Raw genomic sequence first — 15199 nt, 5'->3', positions numbered from 1 at the left:
GCCTGCTCGCGAAGACGTGGGCACATCCAACATGGCGGCTGGCTGATCCACCGCTTTCGCGAGCAAGCCCGCTCCCACAGATTCAGACCCTGACCGTTATGAGGGCCGCTTTGGAAAGAACACTTCCCTGGCCTGATCCACCGCAATTTCGCTGCGGTAAAGATCGATCAGTTGGCGCTGGGTGAGATCCTGGGTGGCGTCGGCGCGTGCTCCCTTGCTGACTTGTTCCGGTGTTTTCAAGCGACCGGAAAGGTAGGCGTGGGCGGGGACCCAGTCGGTGGAGTAACGGAAATCGGCAAACCAAAGCGTTTTGTTTTCCTTCACGTCCCTGATCTCATACCGGTCGAGATAGCCGCGAAGAGGGCCTTTGTTTTTTTGTCGGTTCTTTAGTTTGGTGATGGAAATACGGTTGCGGCTTTTAAGCCAAATGACGCCATCCATGGTCGGAGGGCGATGTTTGATGACATTCAGTACGGCATCGAAGGCTTCCTCGTACAGGGCCTTCGCTTGCGTCTTGAGTGCCATGCGCAGGGCTTCGGCGGTACGCTTTTGTTTTACTGACACTTCAACGGTTTCGTTCGAGGCACTGTCCACTGCCTTTTTGATTGCAATGCCGACTTTCTCCATCCTGTTTGCATGGGCGTTCAGGATCATTCCGAGACCGGTGGGCGATCGGCCTGGCGCATTCATGTGCTCCTCGACCTGCGCCTGGAACGCCTCCAGCCCATCGATCAGGGCTTGGCCCTTTGCGAGGCTGGTTGCCAGTGGCGGGACGATCTGCGGCGTGTCGGCGAGTGCATGGGGCACCCACTCACCGGTTCCCTTGCGGTGGAAGGTGGCGATGATCTTGTCCGTGACCGGGTTCTTCACATCGACCCAATCGGTTTCTTCCTGCATTTTCGTTAAACGAGGCTCACCACTGACAAGGCCCCAAAAGCGTGCCCTGATGAACTTCTTCCTGAACCTGGGGCGTGGCTCGTAAGGGTTGCCCGCGCTGCGCCGGTTGCTTCTCTCATCCAGGGCCTGGGCCAAATGTTGCAGTGCCCGTTTTTTCAGGCCGCCGATCTGCTTGTTCAGCCGATTGAGTTCGGCCGGCCGGGCGCTGTCCTTGTATTCAGTGCCCACGTATTCGAGTTGTTCTTCAAGGGCGGTGAACTGTTCCGTGAGACTGCCAAATGCATCGATTTGCTCATCCAGCCGGATCACGCTGCGTTCCTCGATGGCGTCGTGCAGGCTTTGGAAGGCGATCGTGGCGCTATCAACCAGTTGGTTAATGACCGCCCAACCTTCGGGCACTGTATTGATGCTGTCGAGCGACAGGCAGAGGTGGCGATACATGTCCAACTGGATAAGACGAATACCGTCGCTCTTGTAGGTCGGCATTCTTCCACGGTGCTGCCGGATAAACTCAAAACCTTCACGCCCCAGTATCTTGAGCCTGGAAAAACGGGTCTCCATGTAATCCAGGCGCTCGTTCATGTCCTCGCCGACCCGGATCATGCTTTCGGCTGCATCGACGTGCTGCTGCTCCACGACCGCGACGCCGGTGGTGGCCATGTCCATGGCTGTTCTCAGGGCAGGGGTAAACCGCTCTTTCAGCGCGTCTATCTCTTCGAACGTGAAGTTGATCTGTGCGTTCAGGTAGCCAAGCCTGGCTTTAGGCGCGTCGGGTCTTGATTGGAAGACGGGCCATTGCGTCAGTATGTTCAGCGCTTCTTCATAGCTTTCGCGCTGGGTTTTCAAGGTGCTCAAGTAAACGTTGCGCTTGGTCTCCTTGGCGGAGCCCGAGGCGCTGTTCAATTCTTGTGCATTCATTGTCAGCAGTGCCTGGTGCTCCGGTTTTTTTTCTTCGAAGCGGTTCAGTTCGGCCAGCAGTTGAACGCTGCGGCGGTGAGTGTCGGCGATGACTTTTTCCATCGCACCTTTTGAGCCCGTTCCGCGCAGGCGCAGACGGATGTCGATATGCCAATTGCCGTGTACATCCAGCCTCAGGGGAGGGCCCAGGCGCGAGGGATTCTTCCCGTCGACGACGCAGACCTTATCGCCCACCATCAGCACGTTGAACCATTTTTCTCCCACTTTGGCGTACCACCGCCCCTGGCGTTGATAGAGCCCTTTGGACATGCCTTCGGTATGGGCCTGCCCTGGTGTTTCGGGCGCGTCGACACTGAAACTCTCAAGGAGCTTGGCACCCTCTCCCGATTTGCCTGTCAAGGCACCGCTGGAATGGATGGACTCATAGTGTTCGGGGTGCGGTTGCTTAGCGGTGGAAGGCGCGAGTTTTTCGATAATGAGCTTGGGTTTAACCAGCTTGACCGGCTCCTCTAACACCTCCGGCGCCGCTGCCCTGCGACTGCGTATGCCTTCTCTGGCATGGTCGATAGCGTGGGTGGTGATCGCCATGGCCAGGTTCAGCAGCAGGTCGACGAATGCCTCCCATGTGGCTTGGTCGTTGGCGTGTTCGCTGTCCTGCATCAGCGTTTCAATGTCATCCAGAATTTGCCAGAGCCAGACGGCGGTGCCCACGGCAGCGCCCAGATAAGGCAGGGCCAGGTTGAAAATCAGCCAGCCTGCCTGCTTGAACGTACTCCAGCGGGTTTCGCTGTTGGAGACCGATTGCCGGTCTGCAAGCTCGACCAGGGCATTGGCATTGGCCTTGAACAACAGTGGCAGGAAATCGGGGCCCAGGGTTTTTTCGCTCAAACCGACGGGGGCGCTATCGAGCCATGATGTAAAAGGGTCCGTCGCAAACTCAACGATGACCCAGGGTGAGGGCAGCGGGCCCGAGAAAATGTATCGGCTGTAATTGCTGCGCACCTCATCGGGCAGCCAGGCCAGGACCGATTGGCGCAATTCAGGGATTTGCCTGATCGCATACAACAGGTTGCTGGAGGAGGGGTACTGGCACAACTGCGGCTCAAGCAGCGGTCGATAAAGCAGGCAGGGACCGGCGTCTGGATTCTTCGGACCGATCACGAACATGTTGGTCACGATGTCTTCCGAGGGGATCAGTTTCTGTTGGGATATGAAGGCCAGCCTGCGCAAGACGATGGGTTGTCCGTCGACCTTACGATCGGCTTCCTCCGGCTCCATCAGTGCGGCGACATAACGGTAACCCCGTTCGTCGATGTTCCCACGCCCTCGGATCTTTCCCTCCAGCGCCAGCATGGGCAGTTGAATGCGCAACTGGGAGGTGTACAACTCTTCGCGGCGGGCTGATTCGGTCGGATCGTCGAGCAGTTTGCTCTTCACCAGATCGGGATAGACGCGACCGATATCGATTTTGGTGATCAGGCTTTCGATGTAGTCGGTCGTCATCCAGGTGGGCAACACCTTGCCGGTGAGGGACCTGACGGTTTTGTTGCCCAGGGGCAGTGCAATCAGGTTTTGCAAGGCCAGCTCAACGAGATTGAACCGGGTGGTCTCGAATTTGCCCGGAACGATAAAAGACCCCCAGGCCACGAGGCTGCGAATCTGGATCTCGATTTTTTCCGGATCGAGTGTCGCAGCGTCGGCATGGTCCGCTTGCATCTGCTTCTTGAGGGCGTTCAACGCAAACTCCTTGATAGGAGCAATATCGTCCAGGTAGGTCTTGCCGGCATGGGAACTGCTCAACGCCGAAAGGTTTTTCATGTGCTGGGCGAACAGAATCTGATCGGATATCGACGCTGCCAGCAGCCAGTCGGGGATCTTTTTATCGAACCAGGTCGCGCCAAGACCTTTTTCTGCGTCCAGCCCGCTGGTCACTGGCTGGTCGTCTTCGATGGATGCAACTTTTTTCAGAAAGCTGGAGGAACCGAGGATCTTGACCTGCATGGCGATCAGGCCGCAGGCCTTTTGATCGAAGATGTTGCCGGTGGGCTCATACAGCCGCCACTGGATTTTCTTGCGGAACGTGGTGTCCAGTTGCGTCGGGAGAAATTGCCCCAGCGCCTGCTGTGAATCGAATTTTTTATAGCTGTCGCGCAGCGAGTACGTAAGGATGACCTCTTTACTGGCGATGGTTCCGATCAGTACCACCAACGAATTTTCGTTCAGGCGGCTCACTTTGGTCCCGTCAACTTCATCGATGTCGATCAGGTACGCGTGAGTGTCGTAGCGATCATGTTGCTTGCGGTCCTCCGGGTTGGGGTAAAGGAACAATTGCCTGGCCATGTCGCATTCGGTCGCGGTCCAGCCATTGACCTCTTTGACGTCCCAGATCTTGCGCAGCGTTCTGGAGAGCTCATGCCAGCGTGGGCCGGATGTGCCCACTGGAGCGTTCCAGTACGCCAGTTGCTGTTCCTGGCAGGCGGACAACATGACGGGCTCCAGTTCGTTGATCAGGGCTCCGATCTGTTCGATACGTACCGGCAGATGCACCTCCGGGGTGCTGATCGGTAGCTGAGTCAAAAAGTGCACGCCTTCAATCAGCATGGTCGAATCGCTCACGCCTACTCGTTCGGCCACCATATCGCTGAGGGTTTCGTAACGGGTGGGCAGTTCCAGGATTTCGCCGTCGACAATGTCCCAGCGAGGCTCACCAACGACTGTGTTGAGCGGATCGAGGTCCAGTGTCGGATACATTTTCTTGAGGGCCCTGCGCAGGAGCACCGCGGCAACTTCCGGGGAGGTAGGCCCTGCGAGTAGCTGGTTGAGCACAGCATTCTTGAGGCTGGCTTCAGGTGTGGTGTTCGTGGTTGTAGAGGTTCTGGTCATCTGACGCTCCCTGTCTTGCGATAGGTGGAATCCCCGCCGCTGAATGCTTCGGGGATTCCATGCTAGGGAGGTACAAGACAGGGAAGGTGGTAACTATGTATAGGCCGCCTCACTATGCCCGGGTGGGAATAAATCCCCTTGCCACAGGTGCCTTACTGCCCGGATTTGATCCGGGTCCAGGCCCGCGTCCGCGCGCGCTCGGCGTCCCTGGGCAACGGTTGCAAGGTGTAGAGCGTAGCCATCGCCGCCTCGGTCGGATACAGGTTGGGGTTGCTGCGGATCGCCGGGTCGACCATTTCGGTGGCGTCCTTGTTGGGGTTCGGATAGCCGACAAAATCGCTGACCGGTGCGATCACCTCCGGTTGCAGCAAGTAGTTGATAAAGGTGTAGGCGTCGTCCGGATTTTTCGCCCCTTTAGGGATGGCGAGCATGTCGAACCAGATTGGCGCGCCTTCCTTGGGCAGGCGCATGTCCACGGTCACGCCGTTCTTGGCATCCTTGGCGCGGTTGGCCGCCTGGGAGAAGCTGCCGGAGTAACCGACCGCCACGCAGATATCGCCGTTGGCGATGTCGGCCATGTACTTGGACGAGTGGAAATAGGTGATGTGCGGGCGGATCTTCATCAGCAGCGCTTCGGCCTTGGCGTAGTCCGCCGGCTTCTTGCTGTTGGGGTCCAGGCCCAGGTGCTGCAAGGCCAGGGGCAGGATCTCCGACGGTGAGTCGAGCAGCGCCACGCCGCACTGCTTGAGCTTGCTGATGTTCTCTTCCTTGAAGATCAGGTCCCAGCTGTCCACCGGCGCGTTGTCACCCAGGGCAGCTTTGATTTTGTCCGGATTGAAACCGATCAGGATGGTGCCGTACATGTAGGGCACGGCGAATTTGTTGCCGGGGTCGTTGGCTTCGATCAGCTTCATCAGCTTGGGATCGAGGTGGTTCCAGTTTGGCAGTTTGCTGCGGTCCAGGGGTTGGAACACCCCGGCCTCGATCTGCTTGGCCAGGAACACGTTGGACGGCACCACCACGTCGTAGCCGGAATTGCCGGTCAGCAGCTTGGCCTCCAGCGCTTCGTTGGTGTCGAAGATGTCGTAGACCAGCTTGACCTGGCTGTTCTGCGCCTTGAAATCGTCCAGGGCCTTGGGCGTGATGTAGTCGAACCAGTTGTAGACACGCAGGGTGCGCTCTTCGGCCTGGGCAGCGCCGCACAGCAGCGCGGCGCACAGGCTGGGAACCATCAAACGCTTGAGTCTGTTCATGCTGTTATTTCCTCATTGGGCGCTTTGAAAACCTTCGAGAACGTTCACGGCATTGATGCCGATTTCTGCTACCGCATAGCCGCCTTCCATCACAAACAGGGTCGGTTTGCCGAGCGCGGCGATGCGCTTGCCCATCGCCAGGTAATCCGGGCTGTCGAGCTTGAACTGCGAAATCGGGTCGTCCTTGAAGGTGTCCACGCCCAGGGACACGACGATGACATCGGCGTCGTAGCCTTGGATTTGCCCGCAGGCCTGCTCCAGCGCGGCGCTCCAGGTGTCCCAGCCTGAGCCGGCCGGCAAAGGATAGTTGAAGTTGAAGCCCTCACCGGCGGCTTCACCGTACTCGTCGGCGTAGCCGAGGAAGAATGGAAACTCGGCTTCCGGGTGGCCGTGGATCGAAGCGAACAGCACGTCGCTGCGCTCGTAGAAAATCGACTGGGTGCCGTTGCCGTGGTGGTAATCGACATCGAGGATCGCGACCTTCTTATGGCCCTGGTCGAGAAACGCCTGGGCGGCGATGGCGGCGTTGTTGAGGTAGCAATAGCCGCCCATCAAGTCGCCGGCGGCGTGGTGCCCCGGCGGGCGACACAGCGCAAAGGCACTGCGGGCGCCGCGCTGGATCTCGGCCTGGGCGGTGAGGGCGACTTGCGCGGCGCTGTAGGCTGCCTGCCAAGTGCCGGCGGTGATCGGCGCGCCGGCGTCGAAACTGTAATAACCCAACTGGCCGTGCAGGCTCGTGGGTATGACCGTGCGAAAGGTCCGCGCCGGCCAGGTGAAGGGCAACAAATCGCCCTCGCGGTTGTACTTGGCCCAGCGGTCCCAAGCACCTTTGAAAAATTCCAGATACGCCGCGCTGTGGATGCGCTGGATCGGCCCCAGGCCAAAATCCTGCGGCGCCTCCACCGGCCCCAGTCCCCGCGCCTTGACCCGCTCCAACACATGATCGGCCCGGGACGGCATCTCGAAGCAGGGCATCAATTGCCCGTCCATCAACTCGCAACGCCCGTGGTGCAGGTGGTGATCGTCTGAATAGATCGTCAGCATTTTTTTGTTCTCCGCAAGGCTGGTCGGTTTGAACACAGTCTTGCGGCGTGCGGCGTTTCAGAGAACGGCAGGAGAGGCCAAAAGGGGATCGAAATGGCCAAAAGGTTTGACCGTAAATCGCCCCTTGTTGGCGCGGGTGCGCGCGGGGTTGGGGCATGGAGCCCCTGTGGGAGCGAGCTTGCTCGCGATGGCGGCGGCACATTGCAGTCTGGTCTAACGGATGTAAGAGGTCCGTGGCGAGGGAGCTTGCTCCCGCTCGGCGGCGTAGCCGTCGTAAACCGGCTGATGCGATTTGTCTGGAGAATGCGTCAGCCTGTTTTGGGGCGGCTTCGCCACCCAGCGGGAGCAAGCTCCCTCGCCACGGGGTTGATGGTGTAACGGCTAGTGTGGCTCGACGTTATCCAGCGCTCGGTTCGCCAGCAATGAACTCAGCTCAATCAGTTGCTGGATGCCGAGGAGGAAGTGGCGGTGCGAGCCTTCCAGATCGAAAGCCAACTCGTTGACCATCGCGTCGGCAGAAGCCAGAGTTTCGCTGAGGTTGGCCAGCAGGCATTCGTTGTCGAGGCCTTTTACGACGGAGAATAGCTGGCCGGGTTGGATGGTTTCCGCGGGTTTTGCTGGTTTGGCCGCCAGGTAATAGTCCAATGCGCGTTTGGAGGCTTCGTCGAGCTTTTTTGCGTTGAGACCGTCCAAGTAGGGGGAGTTGGGATCTGCTTCTGCTGGGTTTGGTTTAATCTTGAACATAGTGAAGCTCCTTTCACGTGAGGAACTTTCGTCAACCGGGCCGCCAAACCCGTTCGCTGGTGTCAGCGACAGGGAGACGATAGGTGGTGAGGGCAAGGCGCACAAGCAGGCGGATTCTGGCGTAGTTGTAGGCAACTGCGCAGGGTTGCGTGGGTTGGTGGAAGTGTGACGGCGGGTGGGTAAACAGAGCTTCGTGTCGCTCTGCGATTCGTGGCGAGGGAGCTTGCTCCCGCTCGGCGGCGCAGCCGTCGTAGACCGGTTGTTGCGGTCTATCTGGCGTCAGTTTTTAGGGCGCTGGATGTGTCTGAGCGGACGCCATCGCGGGCAAGCCTTGCTCCCTCAGGGGATAGGTGTTGTGCGTGAAAGCGGCGATTACCGAAGGTTCAGGACCTGAACTGACTCGGCGCCACCCCACTCCAGCGCACAAAGGCATGTCGAAAACTGGCGGTTTCGCTGAAGCCGAGCATTTCGGCAATCTGATAGATCGGCAATTTATCCTCGCACAGCATCTGCTTGGCCCGTTCGAAGCGCAGTTCGTCGAGCAGTTCCTGATAGCTGCAGCCCATATTTTTGAGGTGACGACGCAAGGTGCGCGACGAGCAGTTCATCTGTTCTGCCAAGCCTTCCAGGCCGGGAGCGGCGTTCAATTGTGCACTGAGCAACTGGCGAATCCGCCCCAGCCAGGCCTGGCGACCGGTGAACTCGGTGTTCTGCCGACGGCAGCGTTCGGCCATGGCGTGGTGGGTGATGGGGTCGGCCAGGGGCAGTGGTTGTTCCAGCCAGTGACGGTCGAAGGCGAACGCGTTGTCGACGCTGTCGAAACGCACCGGGCAGTCGAAGAGCGCTGCGTAGCGCGCCTGGTAATCGGGCGCCGAATGTTCGAAGCGCGCCGCGCGCAGAGGCAGTGTCTGGCCGAGCAGGTCGTTGCAGATGACTTTTAGCGAAACCATGCAGAACTCGGCGTTGAACACCGCCAGGGCGGGGTTCTCCCGATATTCGCTGGCGCTGAGCCAGACCGTTTCATGGCCTTCTTCCAAGTGCAGGTCGAAGAGTGTTCCCAATAGCGCCGGATAGCGCAGCGCCAAACGCAAAGCGTCACCCAAAGTGGCACTGCTGAGTAGGGCATACCCCAGCATCCCGTAGGACGACACGTGCATGCGCAAGCCCAGTTCAAGGCCGATGTCGCGCTTGAGGGCCACGGCATTGGCGCAGACCTGCATCTCCTGATTGGTGGTGATGCGCGTGTCGGCCCGGCTCAGATCCGCCGCGCTGATGCCGCTGCCGGTCAGCAATGCATCACTGGGCAGGCCTTCGTGCTTGAAGGTATTGAGTACCAGGGAGACGGCGTTGAGTGTGGTGAGGTGGGAGTGAAGCATGTTCGTTTCCGGCCGGGGGAGGCTGGAGATGGAGCAAGTTGTATGCCGAACGAAGATTGCCAGGCTTGAGCGAACCCCTGTGGGAGCGAGCTTGCTCGCGATGGCGGTGGAACATTCAATATTGATGCTGAATGAAAGTCAGCCATCGCGAGCAAGCTCGCTCCCACAGGTTTTGCCGGGTGTCAGCTCAACTCGCCACACAGATCCAGCTCAACCAGCCGCCGAACCTCATCCACCGGCAGCCCAGCGCCAATCAACGCCTGCAACTTGCCGAATGCCGCCTCACGGGTCATGCCGCCACCGGACAGCACGCCGACGCCACGCAAGCGACTGCCGGCCTCGTACACGTCCAGCTCGACGCCACCTTCATGGCATTGAGTCACGGCCACGACCACCACGCCGCTGTCCCGCGCCCGCTCGAGGCTGGCTAGGAAGGCCGGGTTGTCGCTCGGGCCGGTGCCGCTGCCGTAGCATTCCAGCACGAGGCCCTGGATGCCGCTGCCCAGCAGGCCATCGAGGATTTCGGCGCTGATGCCGGGAAACAGCGGCAGCGCCGCGACGTTCGCCAGTTGCTTGGGCTGGTCGTAATTGAGCTGTGCCGGCAGCGAGGTTGCCTTGATACCACCGCCCTGACGCTCCAGGCGTTTGAACGGATGGCGACCGAAGCTGCGCACCTTGGCGCAACGGGTCGGTGCCAACAGCTCGCCGTGGAAATACAGATGCACACCCGGCGCCAGCCCCTGACCGAGGGCGACCAGCGCGCCACTGAGGTTTTCCCAGGCATCGCTGTCGGTGACGCCGGCGGGCAACATGGAGCCGGTGAAACACACCCGCGCATGCAGGCCGAGTAACTGGAAGCTCATGGCGGCCGCGCTGTAGGCCAGCGTATCGGTGCCGTGCAGGATCAACACGCTGTCGCAGCCCTGTACATCCACTGCATCGACCACGGCTTCGCGCAGTTGCTGCCAGTAGGCCGGGGTCATATTGGCGCTGTCGATCAGCGGCGACATTTCCCGGAAACGCCATTGCGGGATGACGAGTTCGGGTTGGCTGTGCAGGTAATCGCGCATCCGTGCTTCGAAACCGGATGCCGGGGCCAGGCCATGGGCGCTGGCCTGCATGCCGATGGTGCCACCGGTGTAGAGCACCATGACGTGCTGGGCGGCAGGGTAGGTCGAGAAATTCATGGGTGTTCTCCGAGGACGAAAGCGACAGCTCATCGGGCTGTCACAACATAAGGTCGAGCATGACGCCGACCTTACGCTGTGTCACGCCGGGCGCAGAGGGTGCGCCCGGTTTTTCCAACAGCCTACCGATCAGCGTTGCGCGGCGGCCACGCCTGCCGGAGCCTTTCCAGGCGCGGCTACCGGTGCCGAAGGGTTGGCTGGCCAGGCCCTGCGGTCCAGATCCAGGTCCGGGAACTTGCTGGAATCGAAAACCGGAACCTTGATGCCGGCCGAACGCTGGTCATCGTAGTCACGCAGGATGCGCATGCCGACCTTGAACAGCAGGAACAGCGCGATCAGGTTCACGAACGCCAGCAGGGTCATGGTGATGTCGGCGAAGGCGAACACGGTGCCGAGGTTCTCGATGGCACCCCAAAAGATCAACACCAGTACCAGGGTGCGGTAGCCGATCAGCACCTTGCGGTTTTCGCCGACCATGAAGCGCAGGTTGTTCTCGCCCAGGTAGTAGTTGTAGAGGATCGAGGTAAACACGAACAGCGACAGGGCCACGGAGATGAATACCCGCCCCCAGTCACCCACCACGGCGGCGAGGGAGTTCTGGGTCAGGGCAATACCGTCACCTTCGAAGCCCGGGGTGTAGAAGCCCGACAGCAGGATCAGCAGCGCGGTGCAGGTGCAGATCAGAAAGGTGTCGAGGAACACGCTGAACGCCTGAATCACACCCTGAGCCACCGGGTGCTCGACCGAGGCCACGGCGGCGACGTTTGGCGCACTGCCCAGGCCCGCTTCGTTGGCGAACACGCCACGCTTGACGCCCATGACGATGGCGCTGCCGATCAGGCCGCCAAAGGCCTGGTCAAGGCCGAAGGCGCTTTTGACGATGGTGGTCAGCATGGCCGGCACCTGATCGAACTGCAGCACGATCACGTAGAGGGTGACGCCGATGTACGCCAGGGTTTTGACCGGCACCAGCAGGTCAGCGACCTTGGCGATGCGCTTGATCCCACCGATGAACACCAGGCCCAACAGCACCGCCAGGCCAATGCCTGTGTAGGTGGTGTCGAAACCGAAAGCGTTGTTCAGCGAGTGAGTCACGGCATGGGCTTGCAGGCCGTTGAAGGCGAAGCCGAAGGTGATCAGCAGCAGGAACGCCATGATCATGCCCAGCCAGCGCTTCTGCAGGCCGTGCTGGATGTAATAGGACGGGCCACCACGGAACTGGCCTTCGGCGTCGCAGCGCTTGTAGAGCTGGCCGAGGGAACATTCGAAGAAGCTGCTGGACATGCCGACCAGCGCGGTCACCCACATCCAGAACACCGCGCCGGGCCCGCCGAGGGTGACGGCGATGCCGACACCGGCGATGTTGCCCGCGCCGACACGACCGGCCAGGCTGAGCATCAGGGCCTGGAAGGAACTGAGCTGGCCGGCGCTGCTTTTGAGGCTGTCACGGAATACCGCGAACATGTGAAAGAAGTGGCGGAACTGGACGAAACGCGAGCGGATCGTGAAGTAGCTACCGAGCCCGACAATGAGCACGATCAGCACTTTCCCTGAGAGGAAGTCGTTGATGACTTCGAGCATGAGTATTCCTCGCTGTTTTTTGTTTAAGCAAATGCTGGCCATTTGGAAACATCGTGTTACATCGGCCGGCGCGCGGCACGACAGGTGAGGCGATGTTTCGTCCCGGTCCATATTGCGGGTTTGTTATTAGTTCGGTTTTCGCATGTGTTGGGGGTCTCGTTTCTGACGACCGCTCACGCGAAGAGGGGCGGCACTATACCTACCAGTGCGGCGCCCGTCTGCACGATTGTGGTGCGTGCGACGAAACGGACCTTTGAATCACCTGGCCTCGCGGTCAGGTTCTTGTGGGAGCGAGCCTGCTCGCGATGGTTGGCGACGCGGTTTTTTCAAACGGCAGCGCGTCATCGTTTATCGCGAGCAGGCTCGCTCCTACAGGTTCTCTAAGCGTTTGTAGCTATCAGTTAAAAAAAAGGGCTTGGGGAATAAATCCCCAAGCCCTCAAAAGGTGAGAGGTGTCTAGTCCCTCGACCTGGTGAGCAGTCATTGCGTCGATCACGCCTTCAGCGGGACGAGACGCGGAGCAATCATGTTTTCGGGGCGCAGGATGTCGTCGAGCATGGCGTCGTCGAGCAAGCCTTCTTCGCGCACCAGTTCCAGTACGCCGCGGCCGCTTTCCAGCGCAACACGGGCGATACGGGTGGCATTTTCATAGCCGATGTACGGGTTCAGGGCGGTGACCAGGCCGATCGAGTGCTCGACCAGTTCGCGGCAGCGCGCTTCGTTGGCGGTGATGCCGACGATGCAGTGTTCGCGCAGCATGTCCATGGCCCGTTGCAGCAGGCGGATCGAGTCGAAGATCTTGAAGGCGATCAACGGCTCCATCACGTTCAATTGCAGTTGCCCGCCTTCGGCCGCGATGGTCAGGGCCAGGTCGTTGCCGATGATCTGGAACGCTACCTGGTTGACTGCTTCGGGGATTACCGGGTTGACCTTGCCCGGCATGATCGAGCTGCCTGGCTGGCGAGCCGGCAGGTTGATCTCGTTGATGCCGGTGCGAGGACCGCTGGACAGCAGGCGCAGGTCGTTGCAGATCTTCGACAGCTTGACCGCGGTGCGCTTGAGCATGCCGGAGAACAGTACGAAGGCACCCATGTCGGACGTGGCTTCGATCAGGTCGGCGGCCGGTACCAGCGGCTGTCCGCTGATGGTTGCCAGGCGCTGCACGGCCAGGGCCTGATAGCGCGGATCGGCGTTGATGCCGGTGCCGATGGCGGTGCCGCCCAGGTTTACTTCGGTGAGCAGTTCAGGCGCCAGGGTTTTGAGGCGTGCCAGGTCTTCGCTCAGGGTGGTGGCGAAGGCGCGGAATTCCTGGCCGAGGGTCATCGGCACAGCGTCCTGCAGTTGGGTGCGGCCCATTTTCAGGACGTGGCTGAACTCTTCACCCTTGGCGGCAAAGGCTTGGATCAGGCTGTCGAGGCTGGCCAGCAACGCGTCGTGACCCAACAGCAGACCCAGGCGAATCGCGGTCGGATAGGCGTCGTTGGTGGACTGCGCCATGTTCACGTCGTTGTTGGGGTGCAGGTACTGGTATTCGCCTTTGTTGTGGCCCATGGCCTCCAACGCAATGTTGGCGATGACTTCGTTGGCATTCATGTTGGTTGAAGTGCCAGCGCCGCCCTGGATCATGTCCACCACGAACTCTTCGTGGAAATCGCCGCGGATCAGTCGTGCACAGGCTTCGCTGATAGCGGCGTGCTTGGCTTCGCTGAGTTGGCCCAGCTCGCGGTTGGCATCAGCGGCGGCCTGTTTGACCATTGCCAGACCGACCACCAGCTTGGGGTAATGCGAGATCGGGACGCCGGAGAGACGGAAGTTGTTCACCGCTCGCAGGGTCTGGATGCCGTAATACGCTTGCGCCGGTACTTCAAGTACGCCAAGCAGGTCTTTTTCTGTGCGGAATGATGCAGCGGAAGACATGATAGAAATCATCTCGATAAGGACCCGGTCTGAGCCGGAACGCTGTGAATCCTAGGCTTTCAGAAAAATTAGGGCCAATGCTGTTAAACACTGCCCTATGCACATTCGGCATAATGCGGGTGTGACGCCGACGGTACGGCGAGCGTGTGACCTGTTTTGGTGCGTGCCTTGGGAGGACGTGATGAATCTAGAAAGCAAATGGCTCGAGGACTTCAGTGCCCTGGCCGCGACTCGCAGTTTTTCCCAGGCGGCCGAACGGCGCTTCGTGACGCAACCGGCCTTCAGCCGACGCATCCGCAGCCTCGAAGCGGCGCTGGGGCTGACCCTGGTCAACCGCTCTCGCACACCGATCGAACTGACAGCAGCGGGGCAGTTGTTCCTGGTGACGGCGCGTACCGTGGTCGAGCAACTGGGTGAAGTGCTGCGTCATCTGCACCATCTGGAAGGCGGGCAGGGCGAGGTGATGCAAGTGGCGGCCGCGCACTCCCTGGCGTTGGGCTTCTTCCCGCGCTGGATCGCACAACTGCGCAACGAAGGCTTGAACATCGCCACGCGGCTGGTGGCGACCAACGTCGGCGACGCCGTGCATGCGTTGCGTGAAGGGGGTTGCGATCTGATGCTGGCCTTCTATGACCCGGATTCGGCCATGCAAATGGACCCGGAGATTTTCCCCTCGCTGCACTTGGGCCAGACCGAAATGCTGCCGGTGTGTGCCGCCGATGCTGAGGGCAAACCGCTGTTCGACCTTGAAGGCGAGGCCAGCGTGCCCTTGCTGGCCTATAGCGCCGGTGCATTTCTCGGACGCTCGGTGAACCAGTTGCTGCGCCAGCGGGCCCTGCGTTTCACCACGGTTTACGAAACGGCCATGGCCGACAGCCTCAAAAGCATGGCGCTGGAGGGCCTGGGTATCGCCTGGGTGCCACAACTGAGCGTGCGTGCCGAACTGGCCCGGGGCGAACTGGTGGTCTGCGGCGGCGCGCAATGGCACGTGCCCCTGGAAATCCGCCTGTACCGCTGCGCGCTGGTGCGCAAGGCCAACGTGCGCTTGTTGTGGCGCAAGCTCGAGGGCGGCGCGGCGCAAGGCGTGACTGGCACCTGATACCACGAAGATCTTCTGTCGGAGCGAGCTTGCTCGCGATAGCGGTGTGTCAGGCAACGATGATGTTAAATGTCAGTCCGCTATCGCGAGCAGGCTCGTTCCCACAGGGGCATTGTGGTGCTTTTTCGCTGACCTGAGAGTCAATAAAACCGCCGTTTAACCACAAATGACAGATGGTCGCGACAGGGGCTGTTTATCTATTTCATTGAGGTATACTGCGCGGCCTTCGGCCGGTCCAGATCGGCCATAATTCGTACAACAAGCCACGCCGGTTTCCTGCGTGGCTTGTTGTTTTTTGAC

At 60.1% G+C, this 15199-nt stretch carries 9 protein-coding genes; 1 reads left to right on the top strand and 8 read right to left on the bottom strand.

Translation table 11 applies throughout. The features are described from left to right. Positions 1–96: 96 nt before the first annotated feature. From QOM08_RS27840 to aspA, 8 genes are all read right to left on the bottom strand, one after another. Complete coding sequence (locus QOM08_RS27840) at positions 97–4698, bottom strand: dermonecrotic toxin domain-containing protein (RefSeq protein WP_316912366.1); 4602 nt, start codon at positions 4696–4698, stop codon at positions 97–99. A 152-nt stretch (positions 4699–4850) separates the two neighbouring features. Beyond that, the gene (locus tag QOM08_RS27835; RefSeq protein WP_316912365.1) at positions 4851–5951 is read right to left on the bottom strand and encodes a polyamine ABC transporter substrate-binding protein; all 1101 of its coding nucleotides are present in this window, start codon (positions 5949–5951) and stop codon (positions 4851–4853) included. Positions 5952–5963: 12 nt separating this feature from the next. Next, positions 5964–6995 (bottom strand): histone deacetylase family protein, encoded by a 1032-nt coding sequence (locus QOM08_RS27830; protein WP_188251876.1) that lies wholly within the window; start codon positions 6993–6995, stop codon positions 5964–5966. Positions 6996–7376: 381 nt separating this feature from the next. After that, positions 7377–7739 (bottom strand): DUF6124 family protein, encoded by a 363-nt coding sequence (locus QOM08_RS27825; RefSeq protein ID WP_310663024.1) that lies wholly within the window; start codon positions 7737–7739, stop codon positions 7377–7379. Positions 7740–8122: 383 nt separating this feature from the next. Continuing rightward, positions 8123–9115 (bottom strand): AraC family transcriptional regulator, encoded by a 993-nt coding sequence (locus QOM08_RS27820; protein ID WP_188251874.1) that lies wholly within the window; start codon positions 9113–9115, stop codon positions 8123–8125. Between the two features lie 182 nt (positions 9116–9297). Next, the gene (locus QOM08_RS27815; protein WP_139048659.1) at positions 9298–10302 is read right to left on the bottom strand and encodes an asparaginase; all 1005 of its coding nucleotides are present in this window, start codon (positions 10300–10302) and stop codon (positions 9298–9300) included. 129 nt (positions 10303–10431) lie between these two features. Next, entirely contained in the window at positions 10432–11883 is a 1452-nt protein-coding gene (locus tag QOM08_RS27810) for an alanine/glycine:cation symporter family protein (RefSeq protein WP_188251873.1), read from the bottom strand. A 492-nt stretch (positions 11884–12375) separates the two neighbouring features. Continuing rightward, complete coding sequence (gene aspA / locus QOM08_RS27805) at positions 12376–13800, bottom strand: aspartate ammonia-lyase (RefSeq protein ID WP_025216214.1); 1425 nt, start codon at positions 13798–13800, stop codon at positions 12376–12378. 181 nt (positions 13801–13981) lie between these two features. On the opposite strand from aspA, the gene QOM08_RS27800 reads away from it, so the two are divergent. After that, entirely contained in the window at positions 13982–14899 is a 918-nt protein-coding gene (locus QOM08_RS27800) for a LysR substrate-binding domain-containing protein (RefSeq protein WP_047226716.1), read from the top strand. The last annotated feature ends 300 nt before the right edge of the window (positions 14900–15199 follow it).

This window comes from Pseudomonas sp. P105, from assembly GCF_032614175.1.
Classification (GTDB): domain Bacteria; phylum Pseudomonadota; class Gammaproteobacteria; order Pseudomonadales; family Pseudomonadaceae; genus Aquipseudomonas; species Aquipseudomonas rhizophila.
The sequence above is the reverse complement of the archived record's forward strand: the minus strand, read 5'-3'. Positions and strand labels throughout refer to the sequence as shown.

Excerpts from the sequence above, each read along its gene's own strand:
- QOM08_RS27840 (WP_316912366.1), bottom strand. The coding sequence starts at position 4,698 with ATGACCAGAACCTCTACAACCACGAACACCACACCTGAAGCCAGCCTC.
- QOM08_RS27815 (WP_139048659.1), bottom strand. The coding sequence starts at position 10,302 with ATGAATTTCTCGACCTACCCTGCCGCCCAGCACGTCATGGTGCTCTAC.
- QOM08_RS27835 (WP_316912365.1), bottom strand. The coding sequence starts at position 5,951 with ATGAACAGACTCAAGCGTTTGATGGTTCCCAGCCTGTGCGCCGCGCTG.
- QOM08_RS27820 (WP_188251874.1), bottom strand. The coding sequence starts at position 9,115 with ATGCTTCACTCCCACCTCACCACACTCAACGCCGTCTCCCTGGTACTC.
- QOM08_RS27825 (WP_310663024.1), bottom strand. The coding sequence starts at position 7,739 with ATGTTCAAGATTAAACCAAACCCAGCAGAAGCAGATCCCAACTCCCCC.
- QOM08_RS27810 (WP_188251873.1), bottom strand. The coding sequence starts at position 11,883 with ATGCTCGAAGTCATCAACGACTTCCTCTCAGGGAAAGTGCTGATCGTG.
- QOM08_RS27830 (WP_188251876.1), bottom strand. The coding sequence starts at position 6,995 with ATGCTGACGATCTATTCAGACGATCACCACCTGCACCACGGGCGTTGC.
- QOM08_RS27800 (WP_047226716.1), top strand. The coding sequence starts at position 13,982 with ATGAATCTAGAAAGCAAATGGCTCGAGGACTTCAGTGCCCTGGCCGCG.
- aspA (WP_025216214.1), bottom strand. The coding sequence starts at position 13,800 with ATGTCTTCCGCTGCATCATTCCGCACAGAAAAAGACCTGCTTGGCGTA.